This is a genomic window from Arthrobacter jiangjiafuii (assembly GCF_018622995.1).
Taxonomy (GTDB): Bacteria; Actinomycetota; Actinomycetes; order Actinomycetales; family Micrococcaceae; genus Arthrobacter_B; species Arthrobacter_B jiangjiafuii.
The window spans coordinates 216,809-236,079 of the sequence record NZ_CP076022.1; the positions used below are offsets into that span (position 1 = coordinate 216,809).

Annotated in this window: 28 protein-coding genes; 1 reads left to right on the forward strand and 27 read right to left on the reverse strand. The window is 61.3% G+C overall.

Annotated elements, in window-relative coordinates:
• Positions 1 to 7: 7 nt before the first annotated feature.
• Both KKR91_RS01120 and KKR91_RS01125 read right to left on the reverse strand, forming a co-directional pair.
• On the reverse strand, positions 8 to 874 hold the full coding sequence (locus KKR91_RS01120; protein ID WP_210231523.1) for a phage distal tail protein: 867 nt from the start codon (positions 872 to 874) through the stop codon (positions 8 to 10).
• Positions 871 to 3,804 (reverse strand): phage tail tape measure protein, encoded by a 2,934-nt coding sequence (locus KKR91_RS01125; RefSeq protein WP_210231522.1) that lies wholly within the window; start codon positions 3,802 to 3,804, stop codon positions 871 to 873. The genes KKR91_RS01120 and KKR91_RS01125 overlap by 4 nt, the downstream gene beginning before the upstream one ends.
• A gap of 49 nt (positions 3,805 to 3,853) precedes the next feature.
• Between KKR91_RS01125 and KKR91_RS01130 the strand changes: the two genes are divergently transcribed.
• Positions 3,854 to 4,060: a hypothetical protein gene (locus KKR91_RS01130; RefSeq protein ID WP_210231521.1), complete on the forward strand. Its 207-nt coding sequence runs from the start codon at positions 3,854 to 3,856 to the stop codon at positions 4,058 to 4,060.
• 341 nt (positions 4,061 to 4,401) lie between these two features.
• Here the strand turns inward: KKR91_RS01130 and KKR91_RS01135 are convergent, their stop codons facing one another.
• The 25 genes from KKR91_RS01135 to nrdH form a co-directional block, all read right to left on the reverse strand.
• The gene (locus KKR91_RS01135; protein WP_210231520.1) at positions 4,402 to 4,935 is read right to left on the reverse strand and encodes a hypothetical protein; all 534 of its coding nucleotides are present in this window, start codon (positions 4,933 to 4,935) and stop codon (positions 4,402 to 4,404) included.
• Positions 4,936 to 5,020: 85 nt separating this feature from the next.
• Positions 5,021 to 5,533 carry a phage tail tube protein gene (locus KKR91_RS01140; RefSeq protein WP_210231519.1) on the reverse strand — a complete coding sequence of 171 codons (513 nt, stop codon included), beginning with the start codon at positions 5,531 to 5,533 and terminating at the stop codon, positions 5,021 to 5,023.
• A 250-nt stretch (positions 5,534 to 5,783) separates the two neighbouring features.
• Positions 5,784 to 6,188, reverse strand: a complete 405-nt coding sequence (gp17, locus tag KKR91_RS01145) for a tail completion protein gp17 (protein WP_420481412.1) — start codon at positions 6,186 to 6,188, stop codon at positions 5,784 to 5,786.
• On the reverse strand, positions 6,185 to 6,568 hold the full coding sequence (locus KKR91_RS01150; RefSeq protein WP_237687442.1) for a hypothetical protein: 384 nt from the start codon (positions 6,566 to 6,568) through the stop codon (positions 6,185 to 6,187). Before KKR91_RS01150 ends, gp17 begins: the two co-directional genes overlap by 4 nt.
• Positions 6,565 to 6,954, reverse strand: coding sequence for a DUF6093 family protein (locus KKR91_RS01155; protein WP_273544907.1), 390 nt, complete (start codon positions 6,952 to 6,954; stop codon positions 6,565 to 6,567). The genes KKR91_RS01150 and KKR91_RS01155 overlap by 4 nt, the downstream gene beginning before the upstream one ends.
• Positions 6,951 to 7,334, reverse strand: coding sequence for a hypothetical protein (locus tag KKR91_RS01160; protein WP_210231516.1), 384 nt, complete (start codon positions 7,332 to 7,334; stop codon positions 6,951 to 6,953). The genes KKR91_RS01155 and KKR91_RS01160 overlap by 4 nt, the downstream gene beginning before the upstream one ends.
• 14 nt (positions 7,335 to 7,348) lie before the next feature.
• A complete protein-coding gene (locus KKR91_RS01165; protein ID WP_210231515.1) occupies positions 7,349 to 7,492 on the reverse strand; it encodes a hypothetical protein in 144 nt (47 codons plus the stop codon).
• A 3-nt stretch (positions 7,493 to 7,495) separates the two neighbouring features.
• Positions 7,496 to 8,380, reverse strand: a complete 885-nt coding sequence (locus KKR91_RS01170) for a phage major capsid protein (protein WP_210231514.1) — start codon at positions 8,378 to 8,380, stop codon at positions 7,496 to 7,498.
• 28 nt (positions 8,381 to 8,408) lie between these two features.
• On the reverse strand, positions 8,409 to 8,885 hold the full coding sequence (locus tag KKR91_RS01175; RefSeq protein WP_210231513.1) for a hypothetical protein: 477 nt from the start codon (positions 8,883 to 8,885) through the stop codon (positions 8,409 to 8,411).
• Between the two features lie 69 nt (positions 8,886 to 8,954).
• Positions 8,955 to 9,980 carry a hypothetical protein gene (locus KKR91_RS01180; RefSeq protein ID WP_210231512.1) on the reverse strand — a complete coding sequence of 342 codons (1,026 nt, stop codon included), beginning with the start codon at positions 9,978 to 9,980 and terminating at the stop codon, positions 8,955 to 8,957.
• Positions 9,946 to 11,316 carry a phage portal protein gene (locus KKR91_RS01185; protein WP_210231511.1) on the reverse strand — a complete coding sequence of 457 codons (1,371 nt, stop codon included), beginning with the start codon at positions 11,314 to 11,316 and terminating at the stop codon, positions 9,946 to 9,948. The genes KKR91_RS01180 and KKR91_RS01185 overlap by 35 nt, the downstream gene beginning before the upstream one ends.
• Before the next feature lie 9 nt (positions 11,317 to 11,325).
• Positions 11,326 to 11,946 carry a terminase gene (locus KKR91_RS01190; RefSeq protein WP_210231510.1) on the reverse strand — a complete coding sequence of 207 codons (621 nt, stop codon included), beginning with the start codon at positions 11,944 to 11,946 and terminating at the stop codon, positions 11,326 to 11,328.
• On the reverse strand, positions 11,906 to 12,985 hold the full coding sequence (locus KKR91_RS01195; RefSeq protein ID WP_210231509.1) for a terminase: 1,080 nt from the start codon (positions 12,983 to 12,985) through the stop codon (positions 11,906 to 11,908). Before KKR91_RS01195 ends, KKR91_RS01190 begins: the two co-directional genes overlap by 41 nt.
• Positions 12,972 to 13,367, reverse strand: coding sequence for a hypothetical protein (locus KKR91_RS01200; protein WP_210231508.1), 396 nt, complete (start codon positions 13,365 to 13,367; stop codon positions 12,972 to 12,974). Before KKR91_RS01200 ends, KKR91_RS01195 begins: the two co-directional genes overlap by 14 nt.
• 1,465 nt (positions 13,368 to 14,832) lie before the next feature.
• Positions 14,833 to 15,054, reverse strand: coding sequence for a hypothetical protein (locus KKR91_RS01205; protein WP_210231507.1), 222 nt, complete (start codon positions 15,052 to 15,054; stop codon positions 14,833 to 14,835).
• Entirely contained in the window at positions 15,051 to 15,635 is a 585-nt protein-coding gene (locus KKR91_RS01210) for a hypothetical protein (RefSeq protein ID WP_210231506.1), read from the reverse strand. Before KKR91_RS01210 ends, KKR91_RS01205 begins: the two co-directional genes overlap by 4 nt.
• Positions 15,632 to 15,844, reverse strand: a complete 213-nt coding sequence (locus tag KKR91_RS01215) for a hypothetical protein (RefSeq protein WP_210231505.1) — start codon at positions 15,842 to 15,844, stop codon at positions 15,632 to 15,634. Before KKR91_RS01215 ends, KKR91_RS01210 begins: the two co-directional genes overlap by 4 nt.
• Positions 15,841 to 16,095 carry a hypothetical protein gene (locus KKR91_RS01220; protein ID WP_210231504.1) on the reverse strand — a complete coding sequence of 85 codons (255 nt, stop codon included), beginning with the start codon at positions 16,093 to 16,095 and terminating at the stop codon, positions 15,841 to 15,843. The genes KKR91_RS01215 and KKR91_RS01220 overlap by 4 nt, the downstream gene beginning before the upstream one ends.
• Entirely contained in the window at positions 16,092 to 16,292 is a 201-nt protein-coding gene (locus tag KKR91_RS01225) for a hypothetical protein (protein ID WP_210231503.1), read from the reverse strand. Before KKR91_RS01225 ends, KKR91_RS01220 begins: the two co-directional genes overlap by 4 nt.
• Positions 16,289 to 16,657: a hypothetical protein gene (locus KKR91_RS01230; RefSeq protein WP_210231502.1), complete on the reverse strand. Its 369-nt coding sequence runs from the start codon at positions 16,655 to 16,657 to the stop codon at positions 16,289 to 16,291. The genes KKR91_RS01225 and KKR91_RS01230 overlap by 4 nt, the downstream gene beginning before the upstream one ends.
• A 255-nt stretch (positions 16,658 to 16,912) precedes the next feature.
• Entirely contained in the window at positions 16,913 to 17,341 is a 429-nt protein-coding gene (locus KKR91_RS01235; RefSeq protein WP_210231501.1) for a hypothetical protein, read from the reverse strand.
• Positions 17,338 to 17,808, reverse strand: a complete 471-nt coding sequence (locus KKR91_RS01240) for a hypothetical protein (RefSeq protein WP_210231500.1) — start codon at positions 17,806 to 17,808, stop codon at positions 17,338 to 17,340. Before KKR91_RS01240 ends, KKR91_RS01235 begins: the two co-directional genes overlap by 4 nt.
• A gap of 349 nt (positions 17,809 to 18,157) precedes the next feature.
• Positions 18,158 to 18,463 carry a hypothetical protein gene (locus KKR91_RS01245; protein ID WP_210231499.1) on the reverse strand — a complete coding sequence of 102 codons (306 nt, stop codon included), beginning with the start codon at positions 18,461 to 18,463 and terminating at the stop codon, positions 18,158 to 18,160.
• Positions 18,460 to 18,831, reverse strand: a complete 372-nt coding sequence (locus KKR91_RS01250; protein ID WP_210231498.1) for a helix-turn-helix domain-containing protein — start codon at positions 18,829 to 18,831, stop codon at positions 18,460 to 18,462. The genes KKR91_RS01245 and KKR91_RS01250 overlap by 4 nt, the downstream gene beginning before the upstream one ends.
• 184 nt (positions 18,832 to 19,015) lie before the next feature.
• Entirely contained in the window at positions 19,016 to 19,246 is a 231-nt protein-coding gene (gene nrdH, locus KKR91_RS01255; RefSeq protein WP_210231497.1) for a glutaredoxin-like protein NrdH, read from the reverse strand.
• Positions 19,247 to 19,271 lie beyond the last annotated feature (25 nt).

Consider the following 19,271-nt stretch of genomic DNA (forward strand, 5'->3'; position numbering starts at 1 on the left):
GTGCTCCTTAGAAGCCGTAGTAAGTGGGCCGCCAGGCGACCGTGCAAGATGCCGTACCCGTCACGTCCGTGCCGGTGAAAACAATCTCCCGAGAACCGGGGGGCAGCCGAGCCTCAGGGAGGTAGGTGTGCCGAGATAGGGCGCCGCCCAAAGATGCGCCATCGTTGCGCAGGACGGTCCCGCGTCGAGTGTCCACCGTGACCGACTGGTCATAGGCGAGCGTTGTGTTTAGTGCGACCTGCCAGCCGGTGGACGACACCTTGGGGTTAGTTACCGGTCCACGGAAGGTAATCTCCATTGGCGCCGGGGCATCACCAGCCACAATGACAAGCCCTTGACGCTGGCCGCCAGCCACGGTGGTCAGTGGTGACACCAGTGGCGACACCAGCCCGCCAGCATTCCCCGGGATCAGGGTGGCTGTGAGCTGCTGCGCGACGTCGGCATAATGCCAGTGGTCCGCAACATCAAACTCACCAACAGCCATCGAATAACCCAAGGCGTACAGGAGGTTCGGATCCTGCGAGAACTGACGGGCCCGACCATAAACCCTGCGCGTACGGTCACCCACCCCATAACGCAGAACCGACTCATCGCCCGGATCGCGTGGAGCTGACCGCCAAGCCTTCGTCACACCAGCAAGGGCAGTAAGTGCAGCATCCACCCCACCCGGGCCGGCACGGAAATCAAACGCCCACGTCGGCCCGGACAAATAGTCCCGACCAAAAACGCGGCCATCACCCACCGGATTATCGGCATCCTGGGTACGGGTGCCAGCAACACCCGTACCCATCCCGACGACATACAAAGGCGCCGAAGTGGACCCACTAAACAGGTACCCGTCAAGCTCAAACTCACCATGCTGCAGATCGCTCACAGGTTCCTTCCCGAGTACACGCCGCCGCGACCCAAATGTGTGACAGCGGTGTCGATCTGACCCACCATGCTTGTGGCTTCATCCCGGGCAACCCCGCGAACCTTGCCCATGAACTCGCCGGAATCAAGGTAAAGATCACCAGTGAAATGAGTTAGGCTCGCGTTGCCCCCAGCAGCTCCGGAAGTCACCGCCGGCGCCGAATACTCGCGCCCCACACGACCACCAGCAGCGAAACTCGGCGGCACACCCGCATCCAACTGGGCACGGAAGGCGGTGAGAGCGGCATGCCCGCCGAAGTTCTGGACTTCCTTGGCAGTGAAGACGTGCTCACCGTTGGAGAGCCACGCCGGGATACTGTCCGAGGTGCCAGTGCCGGGGCCGAACACAGGACCACCCATTGCGCGAGTGATACCACCACGGCCACCAGCACCCTCAGCGATATGGCCCTCGTCGCCAACGTTGATGACCCTATTGGTGGTCGTGTTGATGTAGTCCACCTCCACCCGCTTATAGGCGGGGATGGCCTCGATAGCAGCGCCCGTAGACTCGGCCATCCTCTTAGCCGCATCCGACATCCACGACTCAACACTCACGTTGTCCGGAACGCCGAGCACCTTGCGTGCCAGCGCCTCAGCGTCACCGCCGACAATGCCCATGCCGTTCGCGGCCGTGATGAGGCTCTGGTAAGTGGTGGCAAGGTTGGCCTGCAGTTCAGGCTGGCCCATACCTTCCCGAGCCTTCGCCTCAACGTCTGTCATGCCAGCAGATGCCACGGCCTGGAATGCCGCATTGGCAGCAGCTCCGGCCTCGGTGGTGAGGTCGAAGTCAGTGCCGAGTTCGTTCAGAATCGCACCCAGCCCCAGCGAACCATCACCTGCTGCAACGGTTGCTGCGTGCATATCCCGCAGTGCTCCATGGAAAGCCGCTGTTGAATCACGGGACGACATGGAGATCATGCCGAGCGCAAACAGTGCCTCCACGATGTCTTCCAGTGGGACAACGGCAGCCTCAGCCTCAGCACCTACCCCGCCAAGGGCGGTCGCCGTGTCCGTGCTGGCTGCCGCGGCCGCAGTCATGGCCGCCGGGGTCTCGCCCATTGCCCAGTTCAGAAGTTCCTGCTCCGTGAGAGCAACATCGGCGTTCGTTGCTAGTGAGCGCAGTTTATTGAGGTAGTCCGGGAAGCTCTTTGCGGTATCCTCAATCGAAATACCCTGCGCCTCAGCAGACTCGGCCACGCTCCGGAAGGCGCCAGCGGCTTTGTCGAGACTGCCACTGCTGGCCCACTCAGTGATCGCCGTATCCATCTTGCCGACAGCATCTTCGACGTGATGAATTTCCGACTTGTAACCACTCAGCGACTTCATCCAGTCATCCACGGTGTCGCTGAAGTTCCGGTCCTGGATCTTCTGCAGCGCCGCACCAACGGAGTCGATGCCCTCGTAGCCCTCCACGAAGCCACTGCCCACAACCTCGTCAAGCGCCTTGCCTGACTGGGCAGCTTTGAGGAACGACTGAGCCAGCTTCTCGGACGACGCCGCACCATCCGACATGGAGTTACCCACGGCGCCGATAATCTGCAGGGCAACAAACGCGGCTCCAGCCACACCGGCAGCAATACCAGCCCGCCGCAGACCCGTCGCCACTCGCGGGGCCTGAGTGCTCAGTGATCGCATGTGCCCGATAGTCTCGAACACGCGGGGCGCCAGTGATACGAATGCCCCACCTAGGACCAGTGCGCCGCCGGCGAGACCGCCTACCGCACCCATTGCGCCTAGTACCGGGGCTGGAATCTTGCCTACCGCATCCACAAGGTCTTCGGCTGACTGAACCAGGAACCGCAGCCCGTCATTACCCGTGCCGCCAGCTTTGAGGAAGACGGTATCGAACGCACCACCCAGCTTCTCAAGGTCGCCCGCCAGGTTGTCCTGCATGAGGGCTGCAGTCTCCGCCGCATAACCGGCCTCATTGACTGCTGCTTCCCACTCCTCGATGCCAGCCGCACCCTGCTGATAGAGCACGTTCGCAGCACGGACAGCATCAGCGCCAAAGAGGGTCTGCATGGTGGCGTTGCGCTGCTCGGAGGACATGTCACTGAGTGAGTCTTTGAGCTTCCCTGCGTACTCTGAGAGGCCAATGAACTCGCCCTCCGCATCGTAGGCGGACAGGCCAAGGTCAGCCATGAGTGTTGCCGCTGCCTCAGACTGAGGGTTCAACCGCTGCAGCATCGACTTGAACGATGTGCCAGCGTCGGAGCCGATCAGGCCGGCGGAGGCGAAGGCGGCCAGGCCGCCCGTGGTTTCCTCAATCGTCAGGCCCGTGCTGTTAGCTACGAGGCCGGCCTGGTTGAGTGCCATGCCGAGGTCATGCACGGACCCCTGAGCCTTGCCAGCGCCGGCCGCCAAGAGGTCGGCAATGTGCGGGATGTCGGACCCCTTGAGCCCGAACTGCGTCATGGCAGACGCAGCCGTTTCGGCAGCCTCCCCGACGTCGAGTGCACCAGCCGCAGCGAGCGACAGTGCACCATTCAGGCCACCATTCAGGATGTCCTTCGTGGAGACGCCAGCCTTCGCCAACTCCTCGATTGCCCCAGCCGCTTCCTCCGCAGAGTAAGCAGTGTCCGCGCCGGCAGTGATCGCCGCGTCAGACAGGAGTTCCATGTTCTCGGCAGACTCGTGGGTTGCCGCCTTCACGGAGGACATCGCCTTATCGAAGGATGCAAAGGTGTGCACGGCCTTACCGAAGCCAGCGACGAGAACGCCACCAGCGACCATGCCAGCCGTACCCACAGCCTCCATCGAGGCGCGGTTCTCCTCAGCGAACCCCTGAGCTGAGGAAGCGAACCCCTGCGCCGCCTGCTGCGCCGTGCGGAATCCCGACACCATGCCCGAAGCGTTCGCCTGGAGGTTGACCGTGATTGTTCTAGTAGCCAAAAGGGGGCCTCCTTGCGGAAAGGTCCACCACGCCGGTTACACTCAGGGCATGACAAACGTGAGGGAAGTTACAAAGAAGAAGCCCGGCGCCGGGATGATGAGCGCTGGGCTCCTCCTGGGTGCAATCGGGTTGCTGTTGGTGGTCGCCGTATTCAGCAGTGGAGGCGCACCCACACTGCTCGTATGGGTGCTGCTCGTCGTCGGCGTGATCCTCGCCGCAATTGGTTTCACCCGCCGGGCCCAACTAGGCCGGTAGTTCCACCCGATACAGCAGGGCGTCTGCCGCCTTCACATCCTTGTTGCTCCGGTACGGTTCCGACGCGACATGCAAAGCAGTCGTCTTATGGCACCGCTCAGGCGGCGGGACCTTATAGCGACCCTCATTTTCGGGTGCATGGCACTCCTCGACAGGGCTGCCACACTTCGGGCACAACCCGGACCGGTAGTACTGCAGCGCCAGCATCCAGGACTGCTGCTCCTCATCCCACTCCGTTTCCGGCTGGGACGACACGAGCCGGTCACCGTCAAATGCATAAGTGGTGACCGGCTCCCACCCGAGGAACCGCTTCAAGCTGAGCCCCAGGCGTTCGGCCGCTTCTACATCTGCTCGGAGTCCGCCGTCAGCTTGTAGGCGGCCTGCGAGAAAGGGACCTCCTGCCGACCCCGATTCACCGACATGGTCTTCAGTACGAACTCGTCATACTGAGAGTCGGTCATTTCGGCGGCAAGCTCGGCCCAGTCAGTGGCGGGCGTGAATTCAACAGGCTCGCCATCCTTCTTCACGCCGACAATGCACGCGGGGATAGCCTCAGCCATCAGCGCCTCAGCGTTGGCGCCAAAGGTGCGGTCCACGGGGTGATCTTCGCGGGGCGGGTTCTCTGCGATCAGCTTCGCCCACTCCTGGCGCGGCATTCCACGCAATGTGAACGTGACCGTCTCAGCCCGCATCTCCTGCGCAAGTCCCACAATCTGCCGGGCGATAGTGTTCGGCTCGCCATTCAGCCGGCCATCAGCAAGAGCCATCTTCCGGGCCTCCGCAAGATCCGCGGTCAACTCCTCATAACGGGAGAACAACTCGCCATCGAGGCAGAACTCAACCGTCGTCTCAGGGCGCTTCACAGTAAGCTTCAAGGGATATCTCCTAGTGGATGTTTGGTGGGGTGAACCTTGTGCGCCGCGCCCCACCAGACACGGCGCACAAGGGGATAAAGGGTGGTTACGCGGCGACCTTCACACGGATAGCCGAGTCACGCACGAACTGCTTCTGGCTGATCTTCAGCACAGAGTTCGATTCCGGCGGAACCTCGTTCTGCTCACCCGATTCGATCCGGTAAGCGGAATAGGTCTGCCCTGCTGCGACGTCGTCTTCAAACGGCAGGCCGCGGCGAACGAACAGCACATGGTTTGAGCCCGGCTGCAGAGTGTTGGCGGCGAGGTTGATCGTCTCCTCATCCGTCGCGTTCGTGTTGTCGATGTATGTCAGGTCCAAGCCGCGAGAACTACGTCCGCGAGCCTCACGAGTCACCCGGTCACACAGGCGCTCATCCGAAATGACCTGCTCATCCAGGGACGGACTGTAGCCATCACCCGTCAGGTAGCAGGACAGATCAACGGCGCCGGCGGCCGTAGCCTCAGCAGCCGTGATGTTCTTCAGGTCTGCAACCTCAGGCAGCAGAAGGACGAGCATGTTCCCATCAGCGGGAGTGGACGGAAGGAATGAATCAGCCATTATCAGCCTCTTTCTTGGTCGCCCTCACGGGCTGCTTGAAGTACTTGGAGATGCGGGGACGAACAGCCGGAGGGAACCGGCCTGGCTTGACGAGCTCGAATGCATCCCCAATGCGGGGATCCGTTTCGGGCACATCGAACTCGTGGCGCGTTGACTTATCTCTGACGCGGACGAACATTGGGGCCTCATTTCGGGCAACAAAAAAGGCCCCTTGTGAGGGCCTTGCGAATGGGATATGAGCAGGAATAGGTCAGGCGGTGCGCGAGGCTGTGAGAACCCAATCCATGACCGCATAAACAGGGTTCAGCCCGTTCGCCAGCGTCACGTCACGGTCGGCCACAATGTCCTGATCGTTCGGGCGAGACTCAACCCGGCCCAACGACCAGCCAGCAACCACCGGGCGGGCACCCTCCAGCGCATCAGAGAGCTTCTGCCCGATAATCCGCACCGACTGCACAGACTCGCCAACCACCGTCGTCCGCACCCGCAACTCCCGAGCCTGCACCATCCGTGACTGAGCACGCTCAACCACAGTCGGGAAGTTCGTAGACAGCAGCACATACGGGAACGTGGGGGTCTTCGGGACAATGCCCTTATAGACAGTCATGCCAGCAACCAGGGACTCGACGCTGCGAGCCAAAAGGTCAGCAGTCACAAGCGGCCCCCAATATCCTCGATCAGCTCAGACAGCGCCTGCTCAAAACGAGGAGTCTCAGAGTTCACCGGCTTATCAATGTCCCCAGTGCCACCACCACGACTCGTGCCGAAGTAGTAGATGTTACCTAGTGCGCCACCGCGGCGACCCTTATCCGGGCCCACCTCATACTGCGCCGGCCCAAGCTGGTCATAAGTGATCGACCCAGCCATGCCCCGGAAGTGTTGGGAGGCTGAAGCATCAGCGACCATCTCCGTCTTCACGTTCTGGGCACCCTTCTTCACGACGGCATCAATCTCACCCGCCACCGAAGGGATCACGCGGCCGAACCTGTCAGCAAACCCGGTCACCTCGGAGACGTCGATAGAGAAATCACTCACGTCAACTCCTCCACCCTGACCCGCTGCGCCGTCTGCCACGACTTCTCGAAGATCTCCACAATGCGGTACACGTTGCCAACCAGGTCCGGGTTCGACATGGCCGTAACCATCCGCACCCGGTCACCAGTCGCAACCGTGCCCATGCCCACCGGAATATCCAGGCGGGCACCCTGCACCGTGAACACCGCACCGCCAGCCTCCGGAGAGGACGACTGCGCGAGAGTCTGCTGCACCTTGCACCGGCCGATATAGACCGGCGTGTACGACGGGGACACGACCCCATCAGGATCCGTGGTCGGCTCACCCGGGCGATCAATGATGCACGTGTCGGTCATTAGGGATTCCGCGGCGACACGGCCCGCAGCCAACGCCTCAGCCGCGATCACGGCTCAAACCAGGGAGTGATCGTGAACGCGTCACCCGCCGTAGCAGGCAGAAGCAACGACCAATCCTCATCACTGATCCATAGCCGGCCCGAGGAATTCGAAACATCAACGGTCTTCGTCTCCGAATAGTCGTCAATGCTGACCGTCCGCTGCCGCAACCCCTCAGGGTTCCGCAACTTCGAGCCAATCGTTTCAGCGATCACCCGAACCACCAGCCGGGCATAATCCTCAGACAACAGCATGCGGGCCTCAACATCAGGGATCCGCACACGAACATCAGAGGACAAATCCGCCAACCACTCGCCAACCTGTCCCGATTCGCCGGCAGTCAGGGTGCGGCCATAACGGGCCACCACATCTTCAACAGTTGCGTACGTCATAGCCGCACACCCTCCTACTTGTCTTTGTCGCGCTTCGGTGCAGCCTTCGGAGCCGCCTTGGGCTTCTCCTCCAGCCACCCGTCGGCCACGTATCGCGCCACGAGCTCATCCGGCACGTCAACGACGGCGGTAGAGTTCGGGGTGGTCAACTTAGCCACGGGTTACGCCTGGGTGGCGTTGGTCAGCTGAGCGAAGTGGGCGATGTCGCGGACACGGAAACCCACCTCGAACTCAACGCGAACAGCGAACATGTTCCGCTGCCACAGGTTGAGCTGCTCGGCGCCATCAGTGATGGTTGCCTGATCGGAGATGTCGAGCTGGATGTTCTCGACCACACCGTAATGAGCCGAGGTCCAGTCGCCGGCGAAGCCCAGACGGGCAGCGCCATCAGCGCCGGCCGCGTACACACCCTTAGTGACAGCAGTGGGAGCCCCGAGCAGTGTCGGGACATTCCCCTCGGCCACGCCACCGGTGAACAGCGGGCGGCCCGTGGAGTCCACGGCGCCCAGCAGGAGGCCGCGGGCCTGCGGGGACAGTGCCCAGCCGTTCAGGATGCCGCCGCCAGCCGCAACGGACTGATCCGCAGCGACGAGGCCGGCGTAAGTGTCCCCGCCAATGCCGACCTGCGGGGCGCCGCCCAGCGTGTCGAAGTTCGAGCCCGGAGCACCCGACTGCAGGCCGAACACGGTGGCATCGAACTTGCGGGCCAGTGCCTGCGGAAGCTTGCGGACAATCTCGTTGTAGAGACCAGCCTTGTCGCGCTTGAATTGGTTCGAGAACGGGACGATGACGGCCGCCGTGTACGGGGTCATGATCTTGTTGTCGAACGTCGGGCGGGAGACAGGCTTCTCGTCCGTCTCATTCACCCAGTCAGCCTCGGGCTCACCGGTGATGATCGGCACGGAAACGCCCGAGCCGGGCAGGTCCACCTTCTGCGCGAGCTGCATAACAGCAGACGCGTACTCAGCGGCGGACCAGATTTCAGCGGACTGCTCCGGAGTCAGAACAATGCCGGAGGTACTACGGTTGACGTCAATGCCAGCCATGGGGATCCCCTTTCAAGGGAAGTAGGTTTTAGTCTTTCCAGGCGTCAGCGAACTGCTGCGCCGTGGAAAGCTTCGGGGTGCTGCCGGCCGGACCCTGAGACGGGTCGGCCTTGGGGGTCTTCGGAGCATTGAGGCGGGCAAGGAGCAGATCAGCCTTCGCGGTCACTTCTTCCTCCGTTTTGCCTGTCAGGAATTCGATAAGATCCGCAGGGACACCCTTGGTGAGCGCCACTGATGCGCGGATATTCTCAGTGCGCAGCCTTTCCAGTTCGGCGGCAGACTCAGCAGCCGACTGCTTGGCACGCTCCACATCGGACAACTGTGCGTCCTTGATGGCTTTCAGCTCGGCAGCCAGATCGTCGGCCCGCTTGTCAGCAATCTTTCGAGCCTCGCGCTCAGACTGGATCGCTTTCTTGCCGGCGTCCCCAAGCTCGGGGGTCTCTGGTGTCCCAGCTTCATCTTCCGGCGCCACTTCGACACCGGCTTCCTGCAATGCTTCCGACATTGTTTTCCTTCCGTGTGATCCATCGCGGATCGTGACCCCACAGGCATCGCACCAGCGGGAAACTTGTTGTTAGATCCACCCGTAGAGACTCAGGAGCCGCTTAGCGTCCGCCTGGTCTTTCGCGGTGGCATAAATCGTTTCGGGCATCATCCGAGGCGCCTTCAACCGTTCTTGGTAGCGGTTCGAGTTGCCAGCACGCTGCCTCAACTGCCCCTGCGCCTTCACGTACTCGGCCTTGCTCATCTGGGAGTAGGCATAACCGCGGCGAGTCGTACCCTCACGGGTGAACTTGATGTTCCGCCCGTTGACCTGAGCAGTGGACACGGCACCCTTGCGGCGGTAGGCGTTGATGATCTGATTCAGGTCAGCCCCATCGCGCATGGCCTGAGCGTTAGCCTGCGAGCCCATGAGCTTCGCCTGCCCTGCCGGGTCGAGGGAATCGAAGTAGGCCCGCGGATCCACGCGCACGTCGTCAGCCGTGGACTCACTGGAGGGAATGTTCCGGCAGTCACACTTAGGGTGACGCAGGAACGCCTCCGACGAACGGGACGTCTTGCCGGCCAGGATCACGCAACGGCCGCACGACGGCGGCTCCAGCATCCGTGTCCACAACTTCACCGCACGGGCGCTGCCGGCCACCTTCTCAGCCGACCTGCCCGTATCAGAAAGCAGCGTGCCCGTCGCGCTTGTCAGCCACTTACTGGAGGAATCCAACGCCTGAGCCACCGTGGAGCCATTACCCACAGCAGTCTTCGCATGGATCACGGACTCATACAGCAGCGTTGCCACCGGCAAGCCACTGCCCGCCGTGCCAACAAACGCCTTCGGAGTCGCCTCATAGAGCGGAGTCCGCGGACCCTCCAGCCCGGATTCAGCCATGACATCCGGGATGTAAGCCAACGCCCCCGCCGCAACCCGCTCCTGAGCCGTGAACGTCGCCTCCAGCAACTTCGGCTCAATCAGGGCGTACGAAGCGTCGAAATTATCCCCCATGCGCCGCCACTGCCGCTGAACCAGCGCCAACGCGGCCAGGATTTCCTTCCGCTGGGTGTTTGCGTACTCAGTTGCCGACTGGGGCAGGGATTGCAACGGCATCAGCAGCCACATCCTTATCAGCCAAGCTCGCCAAGTACGGATCCGAGTTCTCGGCATCCCAGTAAGCCCGCTCCTTCGCCTTGCGAGGCTCAGAGAAGCCCAACTCGTCCCACGTGCCCTCACGGGACAGGATCGGCCCGCCGCCGTGGAGCTTAGTGAGAGCGTCAGCCTTCTGCGCGAACGTCGGAGTGCCCGGATCGAACCATTCAGTCTTAATCTGGTTCGCCAACGGCCACTGACCAGTGCGGAATCGCTCCACAATGCCCTGAACCCACGCCCAACCATCACCGATAGTCGAGTTCTTATCCTCAACATTCAGCACCAGGCGCGACTCATCAGCCCGAATAGCACCCTCAGCGGCCGGATTCACACTGTTCTGCCCCAAATACCGCAGCGGCAAACCAGTCACAGAGGACACATTCGCGGCCTCCATGGCGATAGTGTCGTGGAAGTTCTTCAAATCGGCGCCATCAAACTGCCCGAACTTGGCATCCTTGTTCCCACTGGCCCAGATCGCGCCCATGTACGCCTGCCACACCGGCAACGGTTCGCCAGCCGAGTCCGCAAAGTCGCCCTTCGACATGCCAACAGCCCAACGCTTCGGAATGGCGATGGTCTCGCCGGCCACCTGCATATTCGTCAACTGCCGGGACACAATCTCAACGTGCGGAATGACGTCGGTCATCTCCGACTCACCGGACCACTCACCCGTCAGGCGACGGTTCAGGAACATCACAATCGGCACACGGCCAAGCTCGTGATCGTCGCGGTCCGTCTCTTCCCAGCCGTCCGAGCCCTTCGCATACCAAACCGTCGAGTCCGGCAGGTAAAGGGTCGCCAGAGTAGCCTCCGGGGCCTCCGCAGTGCCGCCATAGAGGCGCAAAGCAGAGCTGATGCGCCGGTAACGCGCATCAACCAACGCCGTCAGCTCACGGGGCGACTCAACCGTCACCAGTGGGTGTTCGGGATCCTCCTCATTGGTCCCGACGCACACAAAGCCGCGCCCATAAATCAGCACATCCTTATGCAGGAGGGCAGACTCGGAATCGAGGTTGTTCGCCGCCCAATTCTCCTGCAGGACGTTATCCGCCTCAGCCTGACCAGGCAGGATGAACGACTTCACCTTCTGCCGCTGCGCGATACTATCCACCGCCACGCGGCACCAGTTCAGGACCGCCTCAAAGTCCCGCAGATCAGGCGGAACAGCAAGGCCCATGTGGCGCAGCTTCTGCAGGCCTTTATAAAAGTCCAGCATTTCCTTATCGCGGCCACTCAAAGACGTAGCCAACTCCTCATGCTTCGCAAAGAGAGCGGTAATTTCAGGCGTCAAAGCCATGCGGGCCCCCTAACGGAACACAAAAACTCGGTTATCGGTTGTTTCAGTCGTCCAGCCATCAGTGCGAGCATCCGAGGCGGCAGTGTGAGCGAGAATCCGGGCCATCGCGGCGTCGATCTTCTGGTGATCGGCCGGCTTGATGAGGATGTACTTCTGTCCCGGGCGAGCAGCCTTACGGGCATTGGCAAAATGCAAGGTGGCAATCGGGCAACCGTCATGTGTCAGGCGGCGCTCTTTCAGATCAATCTCGAACCGCTTGATCTCATCGAACATCTTGCCGATACGGTTCGTGGCCCACTCGAAAACGTGGTCCTCACCGTGCGCCAATGACCAGTCACCAATCTCGGAGCGCCAGTCCTGCGGGTCACAATAGAAGCGTTGGACCTTATAGCGGGCGAACAGTTCATCGACCGCTGCATGGACCTCAGAGCGGGGTATTTGATCGCCCCACTCGGCCGGATTCCAAATCGTCGGATTTTGATCCGGCCCATACCGCGGCGTGAACGTGAAACCGTCAATCGTCTCCGCCTGGATGGCAGTGAAGTCGTTGTTTTCCGACCCGTCGAAACCGAGGCAGATCGCAGTCCCATCAGGCGGATTTGGCAGCCATTTCGCCTGCGTAGGCAGCATCCCAAACACCGTCCTTCATCCAGGAGCCAGCACCAGAAACCAGCCGGTTTCCGAAGAATCGTTCAGCCTGCGCCGGATCCGTCTGCAGAAGGTCAGCAGCCTCAGCCTCAATGTCGTCCAGATTCACCCAAGGCGAGCCCGAATAGACATACGCATGGATCTTCCGGCGCTCACGCTTATTTCGGTACGACAGATCAGATGGCGGTTGGCGGAAGAACTTGAAGATGTCCTCAGACTGCGACTCGAACGACTGCTGCGCATACGAATTCTCGGAAGGATCCCAAGCGTTAGTCGTAGCAATCGACCGGCCACCCATGCCGGCAAGACCTCGACGCTGCGTTTCCGCAACCTCGATCAGCTTGTTCGATTTGGTATAGAGACCAACCTCGTCCTGATTCGCGAAAGTAATCGGCTGACCAAGGCGAGACTTAGCCGACGACGACACCACATCAATGCGGTTCGACTTCGGCCCACCATCACCATCCAGCACACGAATGAAACCCTCACGGATAGCCATAAGCTCCGTCAGCGGGCCCTCCATGACCATCGTGGACAGCGGGCCATATACGTTGCCGGCCTGCGCCTCAGAGGACGCCAGGAGTTGGATCAGTGGTCCAGGACGACGTCGCCCCATCGGCTCGCCAACCTCATACTCGAACTCAAAGCCACACTCGCAGCCATTATCCGAGCACAGGTACGCATCCCCAGCCTTCGCCCACCCACAAAACATGGTCGGGCCGGCAGCCTCACCAGCAGTCACAGCCGCAGACCAAGGCCCCTTACCCGTCTTCTGCGGCGCCACCACCAACGAACGCCGGTAATGGAACGCAGCCGCCAGAAGGGGATTCTCCGGCCGCCACACAGCCGTTTCCTTCACCCGGTAATGGTTCGCCGTGCAATAGAACTGCCAATCCGACTGCCTATACGGGCGCCGGATACCAATCGTGTCCGGCAGCGTGCAATGCGCCTCATACCAGGCATCCAGAAGGTCACCCAGCGTCGGGAAGTCAATGACCCCAAGACCGTTATCCGTCACCATCCCCAACCGCCCTCATCCGGCGCTCACGCTTCCCGGTAGAGGGTGCGGCAGGCTCCGGATCGGAACGCCTGTCAGCCAGCTCGTCGCGGGCAATCGCCCAGCCATTCTCACGAAGACCAGCCGGAGTAAGCCCCAGTTGATCCCCAAACCTATGCAGCGCCGTCTTGTCCGCCGCCTTCGCCTCCGGTCCAGAAGCCGTCAGGAACGTCCGAACCCACATGGCGACGATGTTCCAGCGCCACCGCTCACGCTCCCAAGCGCAAGCCTGCGGGTAAGTCCAAACCTGATCCCAGAGAGCCAGCTCGGATTCCTTGCGCTCCTCAGAAGCCACAGAGTCCAGCTGCTTCACCGGCCGGCCATTCTCGATGCCCTCAATGAACACCTGCGGATCCGACAACGGCCACGGAGCAGGAGGAGGAGCCATGCGCCCCTCAGAAGGAAGCGCGTTGTACTGGATGCCACGAGCATCAGACCGAGCAGACCGAGGATCCGCCTGGGGTCCCGAACGATTACGTGAACCACCACTAGCCATCGGAACCTCCAAACGAGCAATCAGTCGAGCACGAAACAGGCCGGAAAAGCGCCGGCCCGGAAACATTTGAACCCTCCGCGCAATGAAGCCACCTCCCCGGCGGTCATTTCGTTTTCCGCCTTTGGGCCCTCCCCCCTGGGGTTCCGGGGGTCGGTTGGGTCAATGTTTGGTACATAAACACCCTTTGTGTCACCCTTGACACTCACTCGCTCGGGGGTTGTGGTGGTACAAAGCCTTTGTGTCAGACCTCGTGCGACCGCTTGCCTGCCGCGCTGGTGTTGCAGTGTGCGTGACTTGGCCCGATGTATCCGGCCCGGTCGTCGGTGTGGTCGAGGTGCCAGTCTTGGCCGGGCTCGATGGGTTGTCCGCATCGTGCGCACGCTGTCCTGCCTGCTGCGACTTCGGGTGCCATGTCTCGGCGTGCACGCTGGTGCTTGCTGCCGTAGCCGCGCTTGTTGGCGTTGCCCCGCTTGGCTTCATACTCGGCGTCATGCTCGATGCAGTACCGCTTGGCTACTGGCTTGGGGCAGTCTGGCCGACCACAGATGCGCTTTGCACGGGGCATGGGCTACCTCCAATAAAGTCTGCGGTTGCAGCCCCCTCTCGTTGGGGGCGAACGTTCAGGCCGTGCGCTGGTCTCTATGCCATGGCGCTTCCTGCATCAGTTCTTGGCCGCGTTTCCCTGACCTCCGATGCCGGTCAGTCAGGTACGTGTGCATCGGGCACCAAGTCATTGGTCGTTTATATCCGCCCCACAGCCGAGGACGTGACCCGAAGTATTGGGGGTTGGCAACGTCATCACGACGGCAGGCCGTGCGCCGTAACCCTGGCGCGGGAGATAAGCACCTCCTGGTTTGTCAGGACTGCTTCTTCCATCCGGCGGTAGCGAATCGTCGGAAACCTTTAGGGCTGCTGCTGCCCGACGTAGTAGTTCTCGCCGTCACGGTCGTAGCGTGCACCGCATCGGCAGGTGTTCCATGTGCAGGTCTGGGACTTGCAGTGCAGGCGGGCGATGAGCGCGTTGGCTGGGCCATCGCAGTTGGGGCAGGTCTCCATCGCGCCTCCTTGAAACTGTTTGACGGCGTACTCGCTCGCCTCGCGGAACCTGTTGTTGGCCGAGGGGTTTCCGCCGTCAAGAATGTGGGTTGCATAGAAAGACGACCACCGCATGGGGGAACGGTGGTCGTCTTCCGGTTTGTGGGGTGCCGCAAAAGGGCACAAAAAAAGCACCTGCCGTTTGGCTGGGTGCTTGGATGCGGTGACAGTTCTCCCCCGCTTTGAGTCACTTTACACGAGTTCGGCCGATATTAAAAGCCTATTTCGGTCCTCCTTCTGCGCGTTTGAGCAAGTCCATAAACCTCACCTCGGGGACTACCTCATTCGGCAGCATTGCTTTGCTGCCAACCTGGATGAATACCCAGTATCGGACACGCTTGGGGATTCGTGCGGCGGCGACTTGTGCCGCCCACTCTGCGGTGCGGTTGAGGCGTTCTGTGAGAGCCATTGCGGGGGTGCTCCAGATCGTTGAGAGTTTCATGCTTTGATCCTTCCGGTGTGTAGTTCGATGATTTCGTGCGGCCAGTAGGTGGGTAGTGGTTCGCGTTCAACGGCTCGTAGTTTCCCGCGCATTGCCCAGTTGCGAATGTCTTTCGGTTTGACGCTGATCTTCACTTCGGTGCGCAACCATTTGACGAGTTGCCGTGTGGGCATTGGTGGTGCTGCTTCGATGACTTTGGCTTTGTTCGCAGCATGGTCCACCCTTTCCTCTTCGGGTCCGCTAATCAGCAGTTCGGCTTTCGTCACCCAGTCTTGGATGGTCCAGGCGATACCGGCCGCGAACTGATCCAGCGCGTACACCTTGGCGTCTCGGTCCACGCTGTAAAGGTTCTGCTGTAGTTGCACGGCGTCGAGGTTGATGGGTGCCGCGGATCCTGCTTTCCCGCCTCCTCCACCGGTGCTGCCTGCGTGCCGGAGTACGTCGAGTTTGGCGATGGTGACATCAAGTTCGGGCGCGTACTTGTGCGCCTTGTCGATCCATGCCTGCAGGTCACTCACACACTGGTTGCAGATGTATTGGTCCGTGAAGTTGCCGCAGTCCATTGTGGTGCAGTCGTTCACTTGTCATCCTCCATGAGTCGCTTCTCGCACTCGGGGTGCATTGCATATGCCTCGGCATCTTCGGGCCGCGCATCGTAGTACTTCTGGCAGGTCTCGGCGTGTGTGTATTTCTCGCCGGTTGCGGGATTGGTTACTGCACAGTTGGGCCAGCCGGATCCGCAGAAAGCGCAGATGAATTCGCCGGCGTATGTGCTGGGGTCTTTGCTCATGCGTAGAACCTCCTAATGTGTTCGGCTTGTTCGGCGTTGATCACTGCGGGGTCAATGCCCGCGACAACTCGCTGCGGCATGTGATTCCATGCGGTGAGGCGGTCGCGCATCTCCCGCCATTCGATGTTGTCCGTTTCTCGTCGTGCGGCTTCCCTGACGAGTCGCGGCGCGAGGTGCACGTATTGGCTGAGTTCCGGGTCACGGGCTGCGAGGATGCCCTTGCGAATTAGGCGGGCGTGGCGGGTTTTCATGCGTCCTTCTTTCGGTCATCCAGTTCGTCAAGGGAGCAACGGATAAGTGTTTCGGAGATGGCTTCACGGTCCCGCTTGCTGTCGCCACCCTTAATGAAGGTGTTGCCGCGGTAGATGTGAATGATGGCTATCGGATCCCCAAGGTTGAGGTTGAGTTGAGCCTTCGCTGCCGTGCGCTGGAAGTCTTCGGCTTTCATGCGTCCTCCTGGGTGATGGTGAGTGTGATGGCGGGGCTTGCTCGCTTGTCGCCTTGTCGAATATCAGGGCCAATGACATGCCGGTTCGTGTCGTCCACGGTCAGCCCGTAATCGGTCACGAGCCCATCGACACACGCCTTGAGCGTTGGCATGAGGTTGTGGGCGTCGTATTCGCGGTTGGTGGTCTTGTGGATGTGGGCGACGATGCGGACCCGTTCAAGGCTGGTCGGGAAGCCAGCATTGTGTGCGGCGACGTGGGCCGCGTTTCGCCATTTGCGAGTGAGTTCCGCTTTCGGTGCCCAGTGCATGCGCTGGTTCAGGTTGATGAACTGTGCCGGTGCCGGGATCGTCAGGGTGAGGGTCATCGTCCACCCCTGATCGGCATGAAGGTTGCAGGTTCGGGCACAGTCCATATGTGGTCCCGGCTCGGCTCGTAGCTCTCCGGCAGCACCGGCAGTGGCATCACGATCCTTTGCGGCATCCGGGCGAATTGGTCGAGCATTCTCCGCAGCTCATACTCCCGTTGGTCTCGCTTGCGTTTGATGTAGCTCATTCGGTCATTCCGTTCCGGCGTTGTGTGCCTGTGTGCGGGGTTCGTTTGGGTGGGTTGGGGTTCCCGGTCATCTGGACGGCCGTGAGCAGTCAGGGCAGGACTCAGCGTGCGGTGTGATGCCGCGGGATCGCAGGTCGGCCCGGTGCTTGTCGCGGCCCTCCGCCACAAGCTGCTCCCAGAGCTCCGGATTGCGGGCCCGGTAGTTGTTCGGGTTCTTGACGCGGGGGGCGGCTTCAATCGCTGCAGCTTTCGCCTGGTGCCGCTCCCGTGCCTGAGACACCCGATAACGCAGAGTCGCCGGCTGCAACGGTTGCGTGCCCCGGTTGTCGTTCGGGTTCGCATTCGCGTAGTAGTCCTTGATGCCCCACTTGGCTTCCTCCACGGACAGGTTCGCCGTAGCGGTCAGCCATACATCCAACGTCGGGTCATTCAACTGAATCCGAGGATCCAACTGGTTCGCGTACGTCATGATGACCGCACACTCTTGGGGTGTCATCGTCCAAGCTCCTTGAATGGGAAGACGTTCGATTCGGTACTGCGAGCCATTGCCCGCTGCGTCAGGTCGAACCCAACGGCTAGGCGCTGCTCGGATCCGGTGCGTGACCGTGCGGGCAGTGGTTCGTCTTCCCAGCCGCCTGCGTTGAGCCAGGTGGTCGGGTGCTTCGTGAATGCTTCGTCGCGGTTCGGGTCTTCCCGGTAGCGTTTGGCGCCGTCACGTATCTGCTGAGCGTCCGCATCCTTCAAGGCTTTCTTGTAGGCGACGAGCGCTTTCTTCTTGTCCCGCTTGATGGGGTACTGGGACCAGAATTCATCGAAGCCGGGCGGCGTCGCTGGGGCCGGAGCGTCAGCGACGGGGGGCTTTGCGTCTTCTCTTATAAGGGGTCGGGTCGGTACTGGGTCGGGTCGGGTCGGGTCGGGGTTGCGAACATTTTCCGAACCGTTCGGGTGTGTTCGGTTGAACATGCCCTCTGCTTCCCTTTGTTCTGGCGGTTTTGGGCGTTTACGTTTGGCTCGCAACTCCCTCATTCGTTCCCGACTCGCGCTCCGTTCAGCGTCTACGTCTTGCTTGCTCGGCTGGTACTCGTGCCAGTTGCGGAAGAGATACGCGCCGGACTCGCGCTCCCAAAGTCCCGCGTCCACCAAAGATTGCGGTGCGGAAGGCGGTGCGCCCCACACCTCCAACATGTAGTCGGGGATCAATCCGTCAGTGAGTTGATCGGCAGACCAGGAGCCCGCAAGAGTCCACAAGCCGACCGCGGCGAACCTTGCCCGCTTCGGGATGGACAGAATTTTTCGTGACGAGTGCAAGCCGTCATCGACTTTGAACCACGCTATTGGACTCACCTCCTTCTAGGGTTTTGGGGTCTTCCACCAGCGCCACATGCCCGTACTCGGCCCGGCTCACAGCTTCGGCGGGCACATTGCAGACGACGACGTATGCGGCGCCCTGTGATCCCTGTACGTTGCGGCCGTTGCGGACTTGGAAGTGCGCGGTGCCGGTGATGCGCACCCGGTGGCGTGCGGCAACGCTGGGGAGGTCGTGGGCTGCTTCACGGATGAGGTCTGCCGAGTTCATGCCGGGGTCGGTGATCGGCCAGACGGCGCGGAAGGTGGTCATACTGCTCTCCTGTTGGCTTGCTTGATTGCGGCGCCGCGCTTTCGGGCGTTCTTGGTGCCAACCCTGTGTTCGTTGGCTTGTGCCGGCGTCCATTGGGTGCCGGGGAAGTAGCGCAGCATCGTGTCTCGGTGTGCGCCTTCTGTGCGTTTGATTTCCGCCCATGGCCAGCCGTCGTTGACCATGGCCTGGATCCGTTCTCGGCGTTCGGCGGGTAGGGGTTGATGTCCGCCACTGAGTCCGAGCTCCTTTTGGATCCGCCAGAGGGTGGCGGGGTTGACGCCGAAGTGTTCCGCGAGTTCTTTCTGCGTGAGTCCTGCTTTGTGGAGGCGGGCGAATTCGTCGCGGTCCACTTTCTTGCGTGCTGGCATTACCGTGCCTTTCCTTTGCGTGATCGGTCGGCCCTGTAGATGGCTTTCTCGGCCGTGGGATCTCTGTGGGTGCGTCGTGCTTTTGCGTTGGCTTCGTCTTGCTTTTCGAATTCGCGGTGATGGTCACAGTGGGTGTTTCTGCAGCCGTAGGGGGTACGACAGGCCCAGCAACATAGGTCTTGCTTCATGCGGCGTTGGCCAGGGGTGCGAGGAGGTCGGGGCGGAATCCGGTCCAGTGATCAGTGCCCGCCATGACGATGGGTGCGGCCCTGTAGCCGAGTGCTTTGACCATGTCGACGGCTTCGGGTGACTGGGTGAGGTCCACGGTTTCGAACGGGACCGAGTGCGTGGTGAGCCAGCGTTTCGTCATGTTGCATTGCTGGCAGGAGGGTGTCGTGTAGATCGTTACGGTCATTGCAAGTCCTTTGTGAGACATGAGC

Excerpts from the sequence above, each read along its gene's own strand:
- KKR91_RS01130 (WP_210231521.1), top strand. The coding sequence starts at position 3,854 with ATGACAAACGTGAGGGAAGTTACAAAGAAGAAGCCCGGCGCCGGGATG.
- KKR91_RS01140 (WP_210231519.1), bottom strand. The coding sequence starts at position 5,533 with ATGGCTGATTCATTCCTTCCGTCCACTCCCGCTGATGGGAACATGCTC.
- KKR91_RS01160 (WP_210231516.1), bottom strand. The coding sequence starts at position 7,334 with ATGACGTACGCAACTGTTGAAGATGTGGTGGCCCGTTATGGCCGCACC.
- KKR91_RS01170 (WP_210231514.1), bottom strand. The coding sequence starts at position 8,380 with ATGGCTGGCATTGACGTCAACCGTAGTACCTCCGGCATTGTTCTGACT.
- KKR91_RS01175 (WP_210231513.1), bottom strand. The coding sequence starts at position 8,885 with ATGTCGGAAGCATTGCAGGAAGCCGGTGTCGAAGTGGCGCCGGAAGAT.
- KKR91_RS01180 (WP_210231512.1), bottom strand. The coding sequence starts at position 9,980 with ATGCCGTTGCAATCCCTGCCCCAGTCGGCAACTGAGTACGCAAACACC.
- KKR91_RS01185 (WP_210231511.1), bottom strand. The coding sequence starts at position 11,316 with ATGGCTTTGACGCCTGAAATTACCGCTCTCTTTGCGAAGCATGAGGAG.
- KKR91_RS01190 (WP_210231510.1), bottom strand. The coding sequence starts at position 11,946 with ATGCTGCCTACGCAGGCGAAATGGCTGCCAAATCCGCCTGATGGGACT.
- KKR91_RS01195 (WP_210231509.1), bottom strand. The coding sequence starts at position 12,985 with ATGGTGACGGATAACGGTCTTGGGGTCATTGACTTCCCGACGCTGGGT.
- KKR91_RS01205 (WP_210231507.1), bottom strand. The coding sequence starts at position 15,054 with ATGAAACTCTCAACGATCTGGAGCACCCCCGCAATGGCTCTCACAGAA.
- KKR91_RS01215 (WP_210231505.1), bottom strand. The coding sequence starts at position 15,844 with ATGAGCAAAGACCCCAGCACATACGCCGGCGAATTCATCTGCGCTTTC.
- KKR91_RS01220 (WP_210231504.1), bottom strand. The coding sequence starts at position 16,095 with ATGAAAACCCGCCACGCCCGCCTAATTCGCAAGGGCATCCTCGCAGCC.
- KKR91_RS01225 (WP_210231503.1), bottom strand. The coding sequence starts at position 16,292 with ATGAAAGCCGAAGACTTCCAGCGCACGGCAGCGAAGGCTCAACTCAAC.
- KKR91_RS01230 (WP_210231502.1), bottom strand. The coding sequence starts at position 16,657 with ATGACCCTCACCCTGACGATCCCGGCACCGGCACAGTTCATCAACCTG.
- KKR91_RS01235 (WP_210231501.1), bottom strand. The coding sequence starts at position 17,341 with ATGACACCCCAAGAGTGTGCGGTCATCATGACGTACGCGAACCAGTTG.
- KKR91_RS01240 (WP_210231500.1), bottom strand. The coding sequence starts at position 17,808 with ATGTTCAACCGAACACACCCGAACGGTTCGGAAAATGTTCGCAACCCC.
- KKR91_RS01245 (WP_210231499.1), bottom strand. The coding sequence starts at position 18,463 with ATGACCACCTTCCGCGCCGTCTGGCCGATCACCGACCCCGGCATGAAC.
- KKR91_RS01250 (WP_210231498.1), bottom strand. The coding sequence starts at position 18,831 with ATGCCAGCACGCAAGAAAGTGGACCGCGACGAATTCGCCCGCCTCCAC.
- nrdH (WP_210231497.1), bottom strand. The coding sequence starts at position 19,246 with ATGACCGTAACGATCTACACGACACCCTCCTGCCAGCAATGCAACATG.